At 61.4% G+C, this 17930-nt stretch carries 19 protein-coding genes and 1 other RNA gene; 16 read left to right on the top strand and 4 right to left on the bottom strand.

Features of this window, described 5'->3' with window-relative positions; genetic code table 11:
* Both LPA34_RS04010 and LPA34_RS04005 read left to right on the top strand, forming a co-directional pair.
* Complete coding sequence (locus tag LPA34_RS04010) at nucleotides 1-615, top strand: hypothetical protein (RefSeq protein ID WP_228975170.1); 615 nt, start codon at nucleotides 1-3, stop codon at nucleotides 613-615.
* Nucleotides 612-893 carry a hypothetical protein gene (locus tag LPA34_RS04005; RefSeq protein ID WP_228975168.1) on the top strand — a complete coding sequence of 94 codons (282 nt, stop codon included), beginning with the start codon at nucleotides 612-614 and terminating at the stop codon, nucleotides 891-893. Before LPA34_RS04010 ends, LPA34_RS04005 begins: the two co-directional genes overlap by 4 nt.
* Before the next feature lie 202 nt (nucleotides 894-1095).
* Here LPA34_RS04005 and purB read toward each other — a convergent pair whose 3' ends face one another.
* Nucleotides 1096-2484, bottom strand: a complete 1389-nt coding sequence (purB, locus tag LPA34_RS04000; protein WP_228975166.1) for an adenylosuccinate lyase — start codon at nucleotides 2482-2484, stop codon at nucleotides 1096-1098.
* Nucleotides 2485-2669: 185 nt separating this feature from the next.
* Between purB and LPA34_RS03995 the strand changes: the two genes are divergently transcribed.
* The 6 genes from LPA34_RS03995 to LPA34_RS03970 all read left to right on the top strand — a co-directional run bounded on the left by LPA34_RS03995 (nucleotide 2670) and on the right by LPA34_RS03970 (nucleotide 8428).
* Nucleotides 2670-3626, top strand: coding sequence for a LysR family transcriptional regulator (locus tag LPA34_RS03995; protein ID WP_228975164.1), 957 nt, complete (start codon nucleotides 2670-2672; stop codon nucleotides 3624-3626).
* Nucleotides 3627-3792: 166 nt separating this feature from the next.
* On the top strand, nucleotides 3793-5097 hold the full coding sequence (locus tag LPA34_RS03990) for a Glu/Leu/Phe/Val family dehydrogenase (protein WP_228975163.1): 1305 nt from the start codon (nucleotides 3793-3795) through the stop codon (nucleotides 5095-5097).
* A gap of 219 nt (nucleotides 5098-5316) precedes the next feature.
* Nucleotides 5317-6210 carry a glutamate/aspartate ABC transporter substrate-binding protein gene (locus LPA34_RS03985; RefSeq protein WP_228975161.1) on the top strand — a complete coding sequence of 298 codons (894 nt, stop codon included), beginning with the start codon at nucleotides 5317-5319 and terminating at the stop codon, nucleotides 6208-6210.
* Between the two features lie 78 nt (nucleotides 6211-6288).
* Nucleotides 6289-7029, top strand: a complete 741-nt coding sequence (locus tag LPA34_RS03980) for an amino acid ABC transporter permease (RefSeq protein ID WP_228975159.1) — start codon at nucleotides 6289-6291, stop codon at nucleotides 7027-7029.
* Nucleotides 7029-7706 carry a glutamate/aspartate ABC transporter permease GltK gene (gene gltK / locus LPA34_RS03975; protein ID WP_228975158.1) on the top strand — a complete coding sequence of 226 codons (678 nt, stop codon included), beginning with the start codon at nucleotides 7029-7031 and terminating at the stop codon, nucleotides 7704-7706. The genes LPA34_RS03980 and gltK overlap by 1 nt, the downstream gene beginning before the upstream one ends.
* The gene (locus LPA34_RS03970; RefSeq protein ID WP_228975156.1) at nucleotides 7703-8428 is read left to right on the top strand and encodes an amino acid ABC transporter ATP-binding protein; all 726 of its coding nucleotides are present in this window, start codon (nucleotides 7703-7705) and stop codon (nucleotides 8426-8428) included. The genes gltK and LPA34_RS03970 overlap by 4 nt, the downstream gene beginning before the upstream one ends.
* Nucleotides 8429-8533: 105 nt before the next feature.
* On the opposite strand, the gene LPA34_RS03965 is transcribed toward LPA34_RS03970, so the two are convergent.
* Complete coding sequence (locus LPA34_RS03965) at nucleotides 8534-9451, bottom strand: class II glutamine amidotransferase (RefSeq protein WP_228975154.1); 918 nt, start codon at nucleotides 9449-9451, stop codon at nucleotides 8534-8536.
* Between the two features lie 168 nt (nucleotides 9452-9619).
* Here LPA34_RS03965 and pyrC point away from each other — a divergent pair, with 168 nt between their 5' ends.
* From pyrC to rnpB, 3 genes are all read left to right on the top strand, one after another.
* Nucleotides 9620-10681, top strand: coding sequence for a dihydroorotase (gene pyrC, locus LPA34_RS03960; protein WP_228975151.1), 1062 nt, complete (start codon nucleotides 9620-9622; stop codon nucleotides 10679-10681).
* Between the two features lie 148 nt (nucleotides 10682-10829).
* Nucleotides 10830-11666, top strand: coding sequence for a DUF3025 domain-containing protein (locus LPA34_RS03955; protein WP_411178788.1), 837 nt, complete (start codon nucleotides 10830-10832; stop codon nucleotides 11664-11666).
* A 39-nt stretch (nucleotides 11667-11705) separates the two neighbouring features.
* Nucleotides 11706-12119: RNase P RNA component class A (rnpB, locus tag LPA34_RS03950), an RNA gene on the top strand.
* Nucleotides 12120-12214: 95 nt separating this feature from the next.
* Here the strand turns inward: rnpB and LPA34_RS03945 are convergent.
* Entirely contained in the window at nucleotides 12215-12637 is a 423-nt protein-coding gene (locus LPA34_RS03945; protein WP_228975149.1) for an OsmC family protein, read from the bottom strand.
* Nucleotides 12638-13276: 639 nt separating this feature from the next.
* Here LPA34_RS03945 and rplM point away from each other — a divergent pair.
* From rplM to erpA, 3 genes are all read left to right on the top strand, one after another.
* The gene (rplM, locus tag LPA34_RS03940; RefSeq protein WP_095418259.1) at nucleotides 13277-13705 is read left to right on the top strand and encodes a 50S ribosomal protein L13; all 429 of its coding nucleotides are present in this window, start codon (nucleotides 13277-13279) and stop codon (nucleotides 13703-13705) included.
* 11 nt (nucleotides 13706-13716) lie between these two features.
* Nucleotides 13717-14109 (top strand): 30S ribosomal protein S9, encoded by a 393-nt coding sequence (gene rpsI, locus LPA34_RS03935; protein ID WP_090532672.1) that lies wholly within the window; start codon nucleotides 13717-13719, stop codon nucleotides 14107-14109.
* Nucleotides 14110-14333: 224 nt separating this feature from the next.
* Nucleotides 14334-14699 (top strand): iron-sulfur cluster insertion protein ErpA, encoded by a 366-nt coding sequence (gene erpA, locus LPA34_RS03930; RefSeq protein WP_090532670.1) that lies wholly within the window; start codon nucleotides 14334-14336, stop codon nucleotides 14697-14699.
* Between the two features lie 111 nt (nucleotides 14700-14810).
* Here erpA and LPA34_RS03925 read toward each other — a convergent pair whose 3' ends face one another.
* Nucleotides 14811-15941: an anhydro-N-acetylmuramic acid kinase gene (locus tag LPA34_RS03925; protein WP_228975147.1), complete on the bottom strand. Its 1131-nt coding sequence runs from the start codon at nucleotides 15939-15941 to the stop codon at nucleotides 14811-14813.
* A 190-nt stretch (nucleotides 15942-16131) separates the two neighbouring features.
* Here LPA34_RS03925 and tyrS point away from each other — a divergent pair, with 190 nt between their 5' ends.
* Both tyrS and dtd read left to right on the top strand, forming a co-directional pair.
* Nucleotides 16132-17379 (top strand): tyrosine--tRNA ligase, encoded by a 1248-nt coding sequence (gene tyrS, locus LPA34_RS03920; RefSeq protein WP_228975144.1) that lies wholly within the window; start codon nucleotides 16132-16134, stop codon nucleotides 17377-17379.
* A gap of 64 nt (nucleotides 17380-17443) precedes the next feature.
* Nucleotides 17444-17902: a D-aminoacyl-tRNA deacylase gene (gene dtd / locus LPA34_RS03915; protein WP_228975142.1), complete on the top strand. Its 459-nt coding sequence runs from the start codon at nucleotides 17444-17446 to the stop codon at nucleotides 17900-17902.
* Nucleotides 17903-17930: the final 28 nt, after the last annotated feature.

Raw genomic sequence — 17930 nt, 5'->3', positions numbered from 1 at the left:
ATGTCAGAGCAGATTCACATCTCCCCGGATGGGGTGAAATACCGTTTAGTAGCATACAAAACTACCACGCCGACAAAAGACACTTCGGTAAAACAAATCATTGCAGATTCCACCACCATCGAAGTCATTGTCAGTGACTCCCGGTTGCTCAGTGTGGGCTCACAGTGGGGGCATGTCGCCATGGAAATTGACGGAATCGTCTATAGCCGCGCTCATGAAGAATACGTAAAAATAGATAAACACACCTATTTTTATGGTGGCGTGGTTAATCTGACTAACGGGTCAATACGAACCGGCGGAAATTTGTGGCGTGACAATGTGGGCCTGGTGCTCAGAGTATCGCCAGCTGAAAAAGAGAAGGTAAAACGCGAGCTGGAGCGACGTGTAAGTGTCGATCGAGCATTCAAGCGGGCACATCCGGGTGAAAGCACGTACAGTCTTTTTGACAATAATTGCTCATCGAATGTGGCTGACGTACTGGAATCGATCGGTATTCTGGCTCATGACCCGCGCTGGTTGCCCACGCCGATAGCGCCTGCCGAGCTCGATGCCGTGCTAGAGAAATCAAAGCGTCTCGCAAAGAAGAACTATTATCCGAAGCAGGCTAACCATTGAAGAAACGCTATTTCATCCTTGCCCTGATTCAATCGACTCTGATCTTGCTGTCTGGCTGGCTAAGGCGGGCCTCGTGGAGGGAAATAGATTTTGCTGGAGGAACGTGGCCCTCGAGCGTGCAGCCTTCGTTTTACTGTTTGGCAGGGTGGCTGGTGACGATTTCTATAGCAACGGGGTTTGGTGTGGTTGACAAGGAGAACAGAACGATGATTGTTCTGTTCCTCATCCTTCTGTTGCCGGCGATCGAATTTTTTTTGTGGTTTGCGCTGAGCTTCTGATACCTGTGTCGTAATCCTCGCGCCCAAATCTGCATACGATCCGTTACGGCAATCCGCAGGCACACCAGGGAAACGGACGATAAGCAGATCGCCGTGCAATTCGTAGTGCGACTATAGGCGCGCCAAGCTAAGGCTTTAACCCGCTTGGGCGGGGTTCCGGGGAGCGCCTTTTCTTTGCCGCAACTAAACGCGAACAGCAGCCTTACCCGATCCGCTTCGCCAGCTCAACCGCCTTGCCGACATACGAAGCCGGGGTCATCGCGAGCAACCGTTGCTTGGCGTCAGCGGGGATGCTCAGGCCGCCGATAAACGTCTGCAGACCTTCGCGCGTGATGCCCTTGCCGCGCGTCAGCTCCTTCAGTTGCTCGTACGGATTGTCGATGCCATAACGGCGCATCACCGTTTGCACCGGCTCGGCCAGCACTTCCCAGCAGTTATCGAGGTCTTCGTTCAGACGCGCCGCATTCACTTCGAGCTTGTCGAGGCCACGAATCAGCGAATCATAGGCGAGCAGCGAGTAACCGAACGCGACGCCGATATTGCGCAGCACCGTCGAATCGGTCAGGTCACGTTGCCAGCGCGAAACCGGCAGCTTGTCGGCCAGATGGCGCAGCGTCGCGTTCGCGAGACCGAGGTTGCCTTCCGAGTTTTCGAAGTCGATCGGGTTGACCTTGTGCGGCATCGTCGACGAACCGATTTCGCCGGCCTTCAGACGCTGCTTGAAGTACCCCACCGAGATATAGCCCCACACGTCGCGGTCGAGGTCGAGCAGGATGATGTTCGCGCGCGACACGGCATCGAACAGTTCAGCCATGTAGTCATGCGGCTCGATCTGGATCGTGTACGGATTGAACGTGAGCTTCAGGCGCTCTTCGACCACTTCGCGCGAGAACGCTTCCCAGTCGAACTCCGGATACGCGGACAGATGCGCGTTGAAGTTGCCGACCGCGCCGTTCATCTTGCCGAGCAGTTCGACCTTCGCGACGCGCTCGATCGCGCGTTCCAGCCGCGCGGCGACGTTGGCGATTTCCTTGCCGAGCGTCGTCGGGCTGGCCGGCTGGCCGTGCGTGCGCGACAGCATCGGCTGTTCGGCCTGGGCATGCGCGAGCGCGACGAGGCGCTGATGCACCGAGCGCAGCGCCGGCAGGATCACGTGTTCACGTGCGCCCGCCAGCATCAGGCCGTGCGACGTGTTGTTGATGTCTTCCGACGTGCACGCGAAGTGGATGAACTCGCTCGCGCGTTCCAGTTCCGCCTGACCCTTCACCGATTCCTTCAGCCAGTATTCGACTGCCTTCACGTCGTGGTTCGTCACGCGCTCGATTTCCTTGATGCGCGCGGCGTCGTGCGCGGTGAAGCGCTCAGCCAGTTGCAGCAGGAACTGCTCCGACGCCTCGGAGAAGCGCGGCACTTCGGCGAAACCGGCGTGCGAGAGCGCGATCAGCCAGTGAATTTCGACCGTCACGCGATTGCGCATGAACGCGGCTTCCGAGAGCCATTCGCGCAGGGCTTCGGTTTTCGCGGCGTAGCGGCCGTCGAGCGGAGAAAGCGCGTTCAGCGCGAAGAGGGTGTCGGGACGGGTATCGGACATGATGGAGGCGGGGACGGAAGGTGAGGAAGAGAATCGGGGAGAACCCGGAATTTTACCACTGGCGACCATCGAAGCCCGCTCGTAGCCGCCGGCGTGCCCGCTCGTGCCCGCAGGCACGCCCGATGAAGCAGCTGCGCCGCTAGAATGCTGACTTCTCCTTTTGCCGCACGGCGACCAGGGTCCGCATGGAACTGAAATGGCTCGAAGACTTCGTTTCGCTCGCGGAAACCCGCAGCTTCAGCCGCTCGGCTGAACTAAGGCACGTGACGCAGCCGGCGTTCTCGCGCCGCATCCAGGCACTCGAAGCGTGGCTCGGCACGGAACTGATCGACCGTTCGGTTTACCCGACGCGTCTCACGTCCGCAGGCCAGGTGTTCTACGAGCAGGCGCTCGCGATGCTCTCGCAGTTTCACGAAGCGCGCACGCTGCTGCGCGGCCACACGGCAACGCCGGCCGCGACGATCGAATTCGCGGTTCCGCACACGTTGTCGCTCACCTATTTTCCGCGCTGGCTGCAACGCATCGAGGCCCAACTCGGCTCGATCCACACGCGTCTGCGCGCGCTGAACGTGCATGACGCCGTGCTTTCGCTCGTCGAAGGCGGCTGCGATCTGGTGATGGGTTATCACCATCCGAGCCATCCGGTCGCGCTCGACCCGGCGCGCTACGACATGCTTATCCTGGGTCTCGAGCCGATCAGCCCGTTCTCCGCGCCGCTGCGCGGAGGCCGGCCGCGCCACACGCTGCCCGGCACGCCGGAAGCGCCCGCGCCGTATCTGTCATACACGCCGAACGCCTATCTCGGGCGCATGACGGAGGTGATCGTCGCCAATGCGCCGACGCGTCTCTATCTCGATCGCATGTATGAAACGGATATGGCCGAAGGACTGAAGGCGATGACGCTCGCCGGCCACGGTCTCGCGTTCCTGCCGCATAGCGCCGTAGAGGACGCGGTGGCCGACGGCAGCCTGATCCGTCTGGACCGCGGGTCGCGCGGCGTCGCGGAAGGCCGGTTCACGCTGACGATGGAAATCCGCCTCTACCGCGACAAGCTCGCGGCGCAAGGCGACGACCCGCGCCAGGTGCTGGTGCGCCAGCTTTGGGATGTGGTGACGGCGGAACTGGCGCAGGACGCGGCATGACACGATCTGACGTGAGATGCAAGCGCCGACGCCCGCGCAAAATGCGACAGATTTTTTCATATTCCCGACGTTATGCAAGAAAAACATAACGCAATAATCAAACGGCATTGGATTTCGTGACTCCCTTTTTCGACAATGGGCGCATTCGATCGACGCAGGAGCGTTCATGTCATCCCACGAGCAGTCCGCATCAACCTCGCAGTCCATCCCGTCCTACCTTCACAGCGACGACCTCGGCCCCTGGGGCAACTATCTTCGTCAGGTCGACCGCGTCGCGCCTTACCTGGGTTCCCTGTCGCGCTGGCTCGAAACGCTGAAGCGTCCGAAGCGCATTCTGATCGTCGATGTGCCGATCGAGCTCGATAACGGCACCGTCGCGCACTTCGAAGGCTATCGCGTGCAGCACAACGTTTCGCGCGGCCCGGGCAAGGGCGGTGTGCGTTATCACCAGGACGTGACGCTCTCGGAAGTGATGGCGCTGTCGGCGTGGATGTCGGTGAAGAACGCGGCGGTGAACGTGCCGTACGGCGGCGCGAAAGGCGGTATCCGCGTCGATCCGCGTACGCTTTCCCGTGGCGAACTCGAGCGCATGACGCGCCGCTACACGAGCGAAATCGGCATCATTATCGGGCCGAATACCGACATCCCCGCGCCGGACGTGAATACGAACGAGCAGATCATGGCGTGGATGATGGACACGTACTCGATGAACCAGGGGCAGACGGCCACCGGCGTCGTGACCGGCAAGCCGATCACGCTCGGCGGCTCGCTCGGCCGTCGTGACGCCACGGGCCGGGGCGTCTTTGTCGTGGGTTGCGAAGCGGCCCGCCGCATCGGCTTCGACATCGAAGGCGCGCGTATCGCGGTGCAGGGTTTTGGCAACGTCGGCGGCATTGCGGCGCGTCTCTTCCAGGACGCCGGCGCGAAGGTCGTCGCCGTGCAGGATCACACCGGCACGCTGTACAAGTCCACGGGTATCGACGCCCGCGCGCTGCTGGAGCACGTGGCGAAGACGGGCGGCGTCGGCGGCTTTCCGGAAGCCGACGCGATCGCGAACGAAGACTTCTGGAGCGTCGAGTCGGATATCCTGATCCCGGCCGCGCTGGAAAACCAGATCACCGAAAAGAACGCTGGCAAAATCCGCGCGAAGATCATCGTGGAAGGCGCGAACGGCCCGACCACGACGTCCGCCGACGACATCCTGCACGACAAGGGCATCCTCGTGATTCCGGACGTCGTGGCCAATGCCGGCGGTGTGACGGTGTCATATTTCGAATGGGTACAGGATTTCTCGAGCTTTTTCTGGACGGAAGACGAGATCAACCAGCGCCTCGAACGGGTGATGCGTGAAGCTTTTGCAGCGGTGTGGCAGGTTTCGAGCGAGCAGAATGTCTCGGTTCGTACGGCTGCGTTTATCGTTGCCTGCAAGCGGATTCTTCAGGCGCGTGAAATGCGCGGCCTGTACCCCTGATCGCTGATGAGCCGGGGTTAAAACGCGGCTTGTGCCGCGTACTGGCCATCAAACCGGCAAACGGGCGGCATCGATTCGATGCCGCCCGCTTTCGCGTATGTGCGATGTGAACCATGTCCGGATTTGCGCACCGCACAAGTCCGAACATGGTTAACAACCATTACTTTCAGAATAATTACTTTGCTAAACTGGCGCCGGTACTTGAAAGGAGATCAAAAAATGAAGGTTAAAAAAGCTGCGCTGCTTCTCGCCACACTGGGTCTGTTCACTGTTGGCGCGCATGCGCAGGACACTGGCACGCTGAAGAAGATCAAGGATACGGGCGTGATTTCGCTGGGACATCGCGAATCGTCGATTCCGTTTTCTTACTACGACGACAAGCAGAACGTCGTCGGCTACTCGCAGGAATTCGCGCTGAAGGTCGTCGAAGCAGTCAAGCAGAAGCTGAACATGCCTAACCTGAAGGTCAAGCTGACGCCGGTCACTTCGCAAAACCGTATTCCGCTCGTGCAGAACGGCACGATCGACATGGAATGCGGTTCGACCACGAACAACGCCGAGCGCCAGCAGCAGGCCGCCTTCTCGAACACGATCTTCGTGATCGGCACGCGTCTGATGACCAAAAAAGACTCGGGCATCAAGGACTTCGCGGACCTGAAGGGCAAGACGGTGGTGACCACGGCCGGCACGACGTCCGAGCGCCTGCTGCGCAAGATGAACCAGGACAAGAGCATGGGCATGAACATCATCAGCGCGAAGGATCACGGCGAGTCGTTCCTGACGCTGTCGACCGGCCGCGCTGTCGCGTTCATGATGGACGACGCGCTGCTCGCGGGCGAGCGCGCCAAGTCGAACAACCCGGGCGACTTCGTGATCGTCGGCACGCCGCAATCGCACGAAGCCTACGGCTGCATGCTGCGCAAGAACGATCCGGAGTTCAAGAAGGTGGTCGACGACGCGATCGCGAAGGTCGAAACCTCGGGCGAAGCCGACAAGATCTACAAGAAGTGGTTTGAATCGCCGATTCCGCCGAAGGGTCTCAACCTGAACTTCCCGGAAAGCGATGACATCAAGGCGCTCTTCAAGAGCCCGAACGACAAGGCAATCGACTAACCGTCGCAAGTCCTGGCGTCAGACGAAACGGAAGGGGCCAACGCGCTTCTTCCGTTTCTTTTTGCTGGAGTCTTCCTCATGTCTTATCACTGGAACTGGGGCATTCTGCTGAGTCCGGTATCGACCGGCGAGCCGACCACGTACCTGGGCTGGATCATCTCCGGCTTCTGGGTGACGGTTACGGTGTCGCTGTCGGCGTGGGTTATCGCGCTGATCGTCGGATCGTTCTTCGGTGTGCTGCGCACGCTGCCAAACAGATTGCTCGCCGGCATCGGTACAGTTTATGTCGCGATCTTCCGGAATATTCCGCTGATCGTTCAGTTTTTCATCTGGTATCTCGTGATACCCGAACTGCTGCCGGTTTCGATCGGCACGTGGTACAAGCAGCTGCCGCCCGGCGTGCAGTTCTTCTCGTCGTCCATTTTGTGTCTTGGCCTCTTCACCGCCGCGCGCGTGTGCGAGCAGGTGCGCTCGGGCATCAACGCGCTGCCGCGCGGCCAGCGCGCCGCGGGTCTCGCGATGGGCTTCACGCAATGGCAGACGTATCGCTATGTGCTGCTGCCGGTGGCGTACCGGATCATCGTGCCGCCGATCACGTCGGAGTTTCTGAACATCTTCAAAAACTCGGCGGTGGCGTCCACGATCGGTCTGCTCGATCTGTCGGCCCAGGCACGGCAGCTCGTCGATTACACGGCACAAACCTATGAATCGTTCATTGCGGTCACGCTCGCGTACGTGCTGATCAACTTCGTTGTCATGCTGCTGATGCGCGCCATCGAGCGCAGAGCGCGGCTGCCCGGCTACATCGGAGGCAAGTGATGCATCATTTCGACTGGAGTGGTATTCCGGGCGCACTGCCTACGTTGTGGACCGGCGCCATCGTCACGTTGCAGATCACGCTGATCGCGATCGTCATCGGTATCGTGTGGGGCACCGTGCTCGCCATGATGCGGCTGTCGTCGTTCAAGCCGTTCGAATGGTTCGCGAAGGGCTATGTCACCGTCTTCCGTTCGATTCCGCTCGTGATGGTGCTGCTGTGGTTCTTCCTGATCGTCCCGCAGGTGCTGCAGAACGTGCTCGGTCTTTCGGCGGATATCGACATCCGTCTGGCCTCGGCGATGGTCGCGTTCTCGCTTTTTGAAGCGGCTTATTATTCGGAGATCATCCGCGCCGGGATTCAGGCGGTGCCGCGCGGCCAGATCAATGCGGCGTTCGCGCTCGGCATGCCGTATGGCACGGCGATGCGGCTCATCGTGTTGCCGCAGGCGTTCCGTGCAATGGTGCCGCTGCTGCTCACGCAGGCGATCGTGCTCTTTCAGGATACGTCGCTTGTGTACGTGATCAGCCTCGCGGATTTCTTCCGTACAGCAACGAATATTGGCGATCGCGACGGCACCAACGTCGAGATGGTACTGTTCGCCGGCGCGTGCTATTTCGTGATTTGCGTGGTCGCATCGAGCCTTGTCAAAGGTCTTCAGAAAAAGGTCGCAAGATGATCTCTATCAAGAATGTTTCGAAGTGGTACGGCCAGTTCCAGGTGCTGACCGACTGCACGACGGAAGTGAAAAAAGGCGAAGTCGTGGTCGTGTGCGGGCCGTCGGGTTCGGGCAAGTCGACGCTCATCAAGACCGTGAACGGCCTCGAGCCGTTCCAGAAGGGTGAGATCGTCATCAACGGCCAGTCGCTGACCGACAAGAAAACCAATCTGTCGAAGCTGCGCGCAAAAGTCGGCATGGTGTTCCAGCACTTCGAGCTGTTCCCGCATCTGTCGATTACCGAGAACCTGACGCTTGCGCAGATCAAGGTGCTCGGCCGTTCGAAAGACGAAGCGAATGCAAAGGGCCTGAAGCTGCTGGATCGCGTCGGCCTGCGCGCGCAGGCGGACAAATATCCGGGGCAGTTGTCAGGCGGTCAGCAGCAACGCGTGGCGATTGCGCGCGCGCTTTCGATGGACCCGATCGCGATGCTGTTCGACGAACCGACTTCGGCGCTCGATCCGGAAATGATCAACGAAGTGCTCGACGTGATGGTCGAACTCGCACAGGAAGGCATGACGATGATGTGCGTCACGCACGAAATGGGCTTTGCGAAGAAGGTCGCGCACCGCGTGATCTTCATGGACAAGGGGTTGATCGTCGAAGACGACCGCAAGGAAGACTTCTTCGCGAATCCGAAGTCGGATCGCGCGAAGGATTTTCTGGCGAAAATCCTGCACTGACGGTTCGGCGCGCTGCATCCAGGGCGCAAGAAAAAGCCGCTTCTTTCGAAGCGGCTTTTTTACTGGGCGTGGGCGTTGCTAACGGCGGTGGCCCGGCGCCGCGTTTCAGGATTCGAACGCGGCCGCGTCGTCGGATTCGAGATCCAGGGTCGCGGGCATCGGCTCGTGAACGACCGGCGTCGGCGCCGAAACCGAAGGGTCGCTTGCCGGATCGCGCAGCTTTTCGAGCACGGCCGGCGGCACCGGCACATTCGTGCGGGCGACCACTTCGCCGTGCTGGAACATCAGCAGATCGCCGGGTTCGAACGCGGTCCACACTTCGTTGTCGGTGAGCGGTTGCGTGGCGATCACCGCGACGCGGTCTTCCGGCGTCGTGTACTTGGCGAAGTCGATCGATACGTCGGCGTCGACCAGATGCGCCGTCGAAAACGGCCAGCGCCGCACGAGGTAGTAGAGGCGCGTCGAGCAGTGCGCGAAGAGCGCCTGTCCGTTTGACATCAGGAAATTGAACACGCCGGCCTGCGTGATTTCGCGTGTCAGTTTTTCGAGTGCGGGGAACAGTTCATCGAGCCCCGGCTGCGAGCCCGGGAATTCCTTGCGCAGGCCTTGCAGCAACGCGCAGAACGCGAGTTCGCTGTCGGTGGTGCCGACCGGCTGATAGACGCCTGTGAGAAACGGCTGGTAATCCTGCAGATCGCCGTTGTGCGCGAAGATCCAGTGCCGTCCCCACAGTTCGCGCATGAACGGGTGGCAGTTTTCGAGCTGGATATGACCTTGCGTCGCCTTGCGGATATGCGCGATCGTATTCTTCGACTTGATCGGATAGCGCTTGACCATCTCGGCAATCGGCGAGGTGGCTGACGACTGGTGATCGATGAAGAGCCGGCAGGCCTTGTCTTCGAAGAAGGCGATACCCCAGCCGTCCGCGTGGTGATCGGTGACGCCGCCGCGCGCGGCAAAGCCGGTGAACGAGAACGTGACGTCCGTGGGCGCGGCGCAGTTCATTCCGAGTAATTGGCACATGTTGCGAAAGCCGCGGGTGAACGGAGTGAGCCGTTACAATGATGATTTTCCAAGCATATCACCGAGCCAGAAGCGGCAAATAATGAAATTGACGGGTGTTCAGGCCGCAGTGTTGCGGTTTGCCGACGTCGATTGAATCGTTTCGCGGCGCTCGTCACTTCTTTCGCCATGACAGCTTCCAACGTTTCCCACGATTCCCTGACGATCGCCCGCCCGGACGACTGGCACCTTCACGTGCGCGACGGCGCGATGCTCGCGGCCGTGCTGCCGCACACCGCGCGCCAGTTCGGCCGCGCGATCATCATGCCGAACCTGAAGCCGCCCGTGACGACCACCGCGCAGGCCGCGGCGTATCGCGAGCGGATCGTGGCCGCGATTCCGGCGGGCGTGACGTTCGAGCCGCTGATGACGCTGTATCTCACCGACAACATGCCGCCCGACGAAATCCGCCGCGCGCGCGAAAGCGGCTTCGTGCATGGCGTGAAGCTGTATCCGGCGGGCGCGACGACGAATTCGGACGCGGGCGTCACCGACATCATGAAGTGCGCGAAAACACTCGAAGCGATGCAGGAAACAGGCATGCCGCTGCTGGTGCACGGCGAGGTGACGGATGCGTCGATCGACCTTTTCGATCGCGAGAAGGTGTTTATCGATCGCGTGATGACGCCGTTGCGCCGCGCGTTTCCGGCGCTGAAAGTGGTGTTCGAGCACATCACGACGAAAGATGCAGTCGACTACATCCGCGATGCGGGCGTAGTGCCGGAACTGCTCGGCGCGACGATCACGGCCCACCATCTGCTGTACAACCGCAACGCGATTTTCCAGGGCGGCATCCGACCGCATTACTACTGCCTGCCGGTGCTGAAGCGCGAAACGCATCGCGTCGCGCTCGTCGAGGCCGCGACCTCGGGCAATCCGCGCTTTTTCCTCGGTACGGACAGCGCGCCGCATCCAAAGGGCCTGAAGGAGCACGCGTGCGGCTGCGCGGGCTGCTATACGGCGCTGCACGCGCTGGAACTGTACGCCGAGGCGTTTGATAACGCGGGCGCGCTCGACCGGCTCGAAGGTTTCGCGAGTTTCTTCGGCGCGGACTTCTACCGGCTGCCGAGAAGCGCCGAAACGGTGACGCTGCGGCGCGAGCAGTGGACGCTGCCGGCTGAAGTCGTCGCGGGCGATACGCCGGTCGTGCCGCTGCGCGGCGGCGAAGCAATCGGCTGGCGTCTCGCCTGAGCGTCGGTCTGGTGATGCGGGGGCGTGGCGGGTGAACACGGAGCCTGGCGGCCTCGACTCAACCCGGGAGGACGCCGCGACGCATTCGCTCGCGGCCGCTTCAGGGTGTACCGCGTTCGAGGCATCGGCGGTGAATCCTGCACCTGACATGGCGTCGTCCGGTCGTCTTTCGCAAATGGAAACGCCGTTCGCGCGGATCGACTGGCGCGCGCCGTGGTTCGCGCAATTCGTCGCGCGCGGCGAGCGCTGGCAGCAGGCGGCGCTCGTCGGCGCACCTGCGCTGCTCGCCGCGATGAATGCGGACGCGGAGCGCTCGCAGCAGACGACCGGCCGCGGCCAGCCGCTTGCCTTCATCGCGCAGGACGACCTGCCGGCCGGCTCCGCGTACGAAGCACATATCGCGTCCACTGGCGGCGTGCCGACCCGCCACAATCTTCACGACTTCTTCAACGCGCTCGTCTGGTTCCAGTTTCCGCGGATCAAGGCGACGCTGAACGCGCTGCAGTCGGCGGCGATCGACGTGCTCGGCGTCGGCCCGACGCGCGGCGGCACGCGCGACGCGCTGACGCTGTTCGACGAAAACGCCGTGCTGTTCGCGTGTACCGATCCATCGCTCGGCGCCGCGTTGCGTGCGTTCGACTGGCGCACGCTGCTCGTCGCGAATCGTACGGCGTGGGGCTCGCGATGCGAGGTGCGATGCTTTGGTCACGCGCTGCTCGAGAAGCTGGTCGCGCCATATAAGGCATGCACCGCGCATGCATGGATCGTCGACGTGCCTGCGGACTGGTTCGCCTGGAGCGTCACCGTACGCGATGCATGGCTGGACAGCGCGGTGAGCGCGGCGCTCCCGGCGGCGGGCGAACTGAACGGGCGCGTGTTCGCGCCGCTTCCGGTGCTGGGCATTCCAGGCTGGTGGGCGGCAAACGAAACCCCAACGTTTTACGACGACACGGCAGTCTTTCGGTCCGGCCGGCGGGCCCGATAAACAGCGGCTTTGCCGCGCGATGTTAGAATCGGCGCCAGCAAAGCAGGTCAGGCAGTCGCGGCCTCCGCGGTTTCGGCCAGAGAGGGCGAGGAAAGTCCGGACTCCACAGGGCAGGGTGATGGCTAACGGCCATCCGTGGTGACACGCGGAACAGGGCAACAGAGAACAGACCGCCGATGGCCCGGCGCAAGCCGGGATCAGGTAAGGGTGAAACGGTGCGGTAAGAGCGCACCGCGGCTGTGGCGACACAGACCGGCACGGTAACCTCCACCCGGAGCAATTCCAAGTAGGCAGGCGCGCATCTTCGAGATGCAGGATGGGGCCCCCGTCTCGTCTGCGGGTAGGAAGCTTGAGCGCGTCAGCAATGGCGCGCCTAGAGGAATGGCTGCCACGCGCATCGCGCCTTCGGGCGCAGTGCGTGCACAGAATCCGGCTTATCGGCCTGCTTTGCCACCTGAACAAAAAAATGCCGGCGTCGAATGATCGACGCCGGCATTTTTCTTTGGTGCGCAGGTGCAATACGTGCGGCTGATTGCGTGAAGCCCGGATCAGCCCGCGACGATATCGAACGAATGCGTCAATTCGGCCGATCGGGCGAGCATGATCGACGCCGAGCAGTATTTGTCGTGTGACAGGTTGATCGCACGTTCCACGGTCGCCGGATTCAGGTTCTTGCCCGTCACGGTGAAGTGGAAGTGGATCTTCGTGAAGACCTTCGGATCTTCGCTCGCGCGCTCGGCCTTCAGTGTGACCGAGCATCCGGCGATTTCCTGACGGCTCTTCTTCAGGATCATCACGACGTCGTACGCCGTACAGCCGCCGGTGCCGAGGAGCACCATTTCCATCGGACGCGGCGCCAGATTGCGGCCACCGCCTTCCGGCGCGCCGTCCATCATGGCCAGATGGCCACTACCCGTTTCGGCTGCGAAAGCCATCCCGTCCTGCCCCATCCAGCTTACTTTGCATTCCATGCCGTGCTCCAGCGCGTTCCGCTTGAATTCAAGATGGGCATTGTAGCCCGCCGGTTCAAGGGATGTCCGCGCCTGTCCGGGCATTCCGGTGCGCCCGCAAACGCCTTGTATGTTGCGGTGCGCCATGCTGCGCCGGTCACGGGATTGCCTCGATGCTTTTAGGGGTTTTACTCTAGCCGTCCAATCCGTCGACTGCGTTGCAGCGCCGGCATGCGCTGATTTATAAGGGTTTTTACTCATTCAGACTGGCGATGCCGTCGTTTTGCATAATGAAATAACATTTCACCATGCAAATATTCTTGCGTTGCACAAGGTCGGCTCATATAATCGGTTTCATTGGTTGTCGCAGTTCGACAATCTCCGCTGTCTCCTCCACCTCCTCCTTTGGTGGATTAAGCCCGAACCAACCGTTCGGGCTTTTTTTCGCCTGCCTTTTGCCTGCCCTTTACGGGTCGCCACCCCGTCGCCTGTGCCTTTCGTCGCAATTTTTGACGCCGCGCGGCAATTTCCTTTATAATTCAGGGCTTTTCCGCATCCGCGCCCGCGGAGGAAGAACCAGGGAGAGCCTGCACGCGCCTCGATGCGCATACTACAAGCAGGAAAAAATACATTGGGCGCAGCAATTTTTTTGGATCGATCATGAAGACGTTTTCCGCAAAAGCCCATGAGGTTACGCGTGAATGGTACGTGATTGACGCGACGGATAAGGTTCTCGGGCGTGTCGCCAGCGAAGTGGCACACCGTCTTCGCGGCAAGCACAAGCCTGAATTCACTCCGCACGTCGACACCGGTGATTTCATCATCGTTATCAACGCCGGCAAGCTTCGCGTCACGGGCAACAAGGCTACTGACAAGAAGTACTACCGTCACTCGGGTTACCCGGGCGGTATCTACGAAACGACGTTCGGCAAGATGCAGGAACGCTTCCCGGGCCGTGCGCTCGAGAAAGCGGTCAAGGGCATGCTGCCGAAGGGCCCGCTCGGCTACGCGATGATCAAGAAGCTGAAGGTCTACGCTGACGCAACGCATCCGCATTCGGCACAACAGCCGAAAGCGCTCGAGATCTAAGGGGAGCCCACATGATCGGTAACTGGAATTACGGTACGGGCCGCCGCAAGAGCGCCGTTGCACGTGTCTTCATCAAGGCAGGCAAGGGCGACATCATTGTGAACGGCAAGCCCATCGCCGATTACTTCTCGCGCGAAACGTCGCTGATGATCGTGCGCCAGCCGCTGGAACTGACGAGCCATGCCACCACGTTCGACATCAAGGTCAACGTGTCGGGCGGCGGCGAAACGGGTCAGGCCGGTGCGGTTCGCCACGGCATCACCCGCGCGCTGATGGACTATGACGCAACGCTGAAGCCGGCTCTGTCGAGCGCTGGCTTCGTGACGCGTGATGCCCGTGAAGTCGAACGTAAGAAGGTCGGCTTCCACAAGGCACGCCGCAGGAAGCAATTCTCGAAGCGTTAATCGCTTTGGGTCAGATTTGTCTTCGGGCGAATCTGCTGCAAAAAAGCCGCTTTCGCGTATGCGTGGGCGGCTTTTTTCATGGGATGGCGTGTGTCCCGGAATCCGCCTGGCCTGAAGTCGGGGCGCCGAATACCCCTACACGAAGCCCTTGATTTCACAGGGCTTCAGCACGATATTGAGATCAGCCCTACAATAGCGGCTAGAAGCTTATTTGGAGAGTTCGAATGAACGCAGTCACCGACACCCCCGTGACCGAGATGCCAAGCCCCTTCGTTTTCACCGACGCAGCGGCTGACAAGGTCAAGCAGCTGATCGACGAAGAAGGCAACCCGGAGCTGAAGCTGCGCGTGTTCGTGCAGGGCGGTGGCTGCTCGGGCTTTCAGTACGGCTTTACGTTCGACGAAGCCATCAACGAAGACGATACCGTGATGAACAAGAGCGGCGTCCAGTTGCTGATCGATTCGATGAGCTACCAGTACCTGGTAGGCGCCGAGATCGATTACAAGGACGACATCAACGGCGCGCAGTTCGTGATCAAGAATCCGAACGCGTCGACGAGCTGCGGTTGCGGCTCATCGTTCTCGGTCTGATTCGATCTGACAGCCGACCGGCATTACGCCGGAGACGGACAAAAACGGGGCTGAAAAGCCCCGTTTTTTATTGCCTTCCAGCGTTTCAACCGAAGGTAGCGCACTGGCCGCTCAACGCGGATAGATCGCTCCAAGCACGCGCTCGCCGGCGGCTCCCGTGACGGCCGGCAGGTTGCCCGGTTCGCGCGCGATACAGCGCATCGCGAGCCACGCGAACGCCAGCGGCTCCACCTGGTTGGGGGGCACGCCGAGCGCTTCGGTGGTCATCACCGGCACGCCGCTTACGCCGCTTTCCTCGAGCGCCGTCTTCAGCGCTTTCAGCAGTTCAGGATTGCGCGCGCCACCGCCGCACACATAGACCGCCCGGCTATCGGACGCGTGGCGCTCGATCTCGCGCGCAATCGTGATCGCGGTGAGCGCCGTGAGCGTCGCCTGCACATCGGCCGGGCTTACTTCGGCGAAGGGCGCGAGCTTCGCGTCCATCCAGCCGGCATTGAACAGATCGCGCCCGGTGCTCTTCGGCGGTTGCTGTTCGAAGAACGGCTCGTTGAGTAACGCGTTGAGCAGGGGGCGATGCACCTGTCCGCTGGCAGCGAAAGCGCCGCCTTCGTCGAACGGTTTGCCGAGATGACGGTGCGCCCATTCGTCGAGTAACGCGTTGGCGGGTCCGCAATCGAAGCCGCGTACGCCGCCGGTAGCGCCAAGAATCGTGATGTTGCTGATGCCGCCGAGGTTGCAGACGACGCGCGTCTCGCCCTTCTTGCCGAACACCGTCGCGTGAAACGCTGGCACGAGCGGCGCGCCCTGGCCACCGGCGGCGACATCACGCGAACGGAAATCGGCGACCACATCGACATGGGTCATCTCGGCGAGCAGCGACGGATTGTTGATCTGGCGCGTGTAGCCTTTCTCCGGACGATGCCGCACGGTTTGACCGTGCACACCGATCGCGCGAATCTGGCTGACGGACAGGTTGCCACTGCGCATCAGTTCATGGCAGCACACCATGTAGCGCGCGGCGAGCGCGTTCGCGGCCATTGCTTCACGCTCGATTTCATTCTCTCCCGGCTGTTGCAGGGCGAACAACGCGTCACGCAAGCCTTCCGAAAAGCCGACGAACGCTTCGGCCTTGACCGCCGGTGGCTTGCCCTGGGTGAACTCGACTGCGACGCCATCAACGCCGTCCATGCTTGTGCCGGACATCAATCCGATATACACGCCATCTGCCGTGTCTCGCGCCACGTTTTGCTCCTTGTGCCGTTTATTGCGAACTGTTTTAACAGATTAACAGCGCAACAGGCCGCGAGGAAAGGCGCGTGTCCGCGAAAGACCGGCCTTGTGGGGCGAATCACGTAAAATCCGGTGTCCGTCCCGGCGCCGGCCGCCCGCGCCAACTATGGGACAATCTCCTTTTTCGACGTCACGTTCCAGCATGAGCTCCGAGTCCACTTCAAAGCCCACCCCCGCTTTCCCGATCACCGACGAGGTTCGTCACGCGCTCGCCGTCACCAAACGCGGCGTCGACGAACTGCTGATCGAAGACGAGTTCGCGCAAAAGCTCGCCAGGAGCGCGGCCACCGGCACGCCGCTGCGCATCAAGCTGGGCCTCGATCCGACCGCGCCCGACATCCACATCGGCCATACCGTCGTGCTGAACAAGATGCGTCAGTTGCAGGATCTGGGGCATACGGTGATTTTCCTGATCGGCGATTTCACGTCGCTGATCGGCGATCCGTCGGGGCGCAACGCAACGCGTCCGCCGCTCACACGCGAACAGATCGAATCGAACGCGAAGACGTATTTCGATCAGGCCGCGCTCGTACTCGACCGTGAGAAGACCGAAATCCGCTACAACAGCGAATGGTCGATGCCGCTTGGCGCCGACGGCATGATCAAGCTCGCGTCGCGCTACACGGTCGCGCGTATTCTGGAGCGCGAGGATTTCACGAAGCGCTTCCAGGGCGGTGTGCCGATCTCGATCCACGAATTACTGTATCCGCTGATGCAGGGTTACGATTCGGTCGCGCTGAACGCCGACCTCGAACTGGGCGGCACGGACCAGAAGTTCAACCTGCTCGTCGGCCGCGAACTGCAGAAGCAGTACGGCCAGGAACAGCAGTGCATCCTGACGATGCCGCTGCTCGAAGGTCTCGACGGTGTCGAGAAGATGTCGAAGTCGAAGCATAACTACGTCGGCATCAGCGAAAAACCGGCCGATATGTTCGGCAAGCTCATGAGCATCTCCGATGTGCTGATGTGGCGTTACTTCGAACTGCTGTCGTTCCGCCCGATGGACGAAATCGCGGGCTTCAGGCGCGAGATCGAAGGCGGCCGTAACCCGCGTGATTTCAAGGTGATGCTCGCGCAGGAAATCGTCGCACGCTTTCACTCGCCGGCCGATGCCGAACGCGCGCTCGAAGACTTCAATCATCGCGCGAAGGGCGGTGTGCCCGACGATATTCCCTCGGTCACGCTCGCCGGGGCGCCGCTCGCGATCGGGCAGTTGCTGAAGCAGGCGGGTCTCGTGCCCTCGACGAGCGAGGCGCTGCGCAACATCGAGCAGGGCGGCGTGAAGATCGACGGCGCGACGGTGTCCGACAAGGGTCTCAAGATCGAGGCGGGCGAGTACGTCGTGCAGGTCGGCAAGCGCCGCTTCGCCCGCGTGACGTTGACGGCCTGATGGTCTTCACGCGTTTGCGGGTCGTGGCCGGCTTTGCGCTGATCGTCGTACCGGGGAATCCGGCGTGATCGCGCTGATTCAACGCGTGCGGCGCGCTGACGTGCGCGTGGGCGATCGCGTGACGGGGGAGATCGGGGCGGGTCTGCTGGCGCTCGTCTGTGCGGAACGCGGCGATACCGATGCCGTCGCGGACAAGCTGCTCGCGAAGCTGCTCGGCTACCGCGTGTTCAGCGATGCCGCGGGCAAGATGAACCTGTCCGTGCAGAACATCGACGGAGCGGGTGGCGCGGGCGGCCTGCTGCTCGTGTCGCAGTTCACGCTCGCCGCCGATACCAGCAGCGGCCTGCGTCCGGGCTTCACGCCCGCCGCGCCGCCTGACGAAGGCCGGCGTCTGTTCGACTACTTCGTCGCTGCCGCGCGTGCCAGACATCCGGTCGTCGAGACCGGCGAGTTCGGCGCCGACATGCAGGTATCGCTCGTCAACGACGGCCCGGTCACGTTCTGGCTCCAGACGCGTCCCTGAAGACTCAGCGCGGCGTCTTGCATTGCCG

This window comes from Paraburkholderia gardini, from assembly GCF_907164575.1.
Lineage (GTDB): Bacteria > Pseudomonadota > Gammaproteobacteria > Burkholderiales > Burkholderiaceae > Paraburkholderia > Paraburkholderia gardini.
This window is presented reverse-complemented; position numbering and strand designations above follow the sequence as displayed.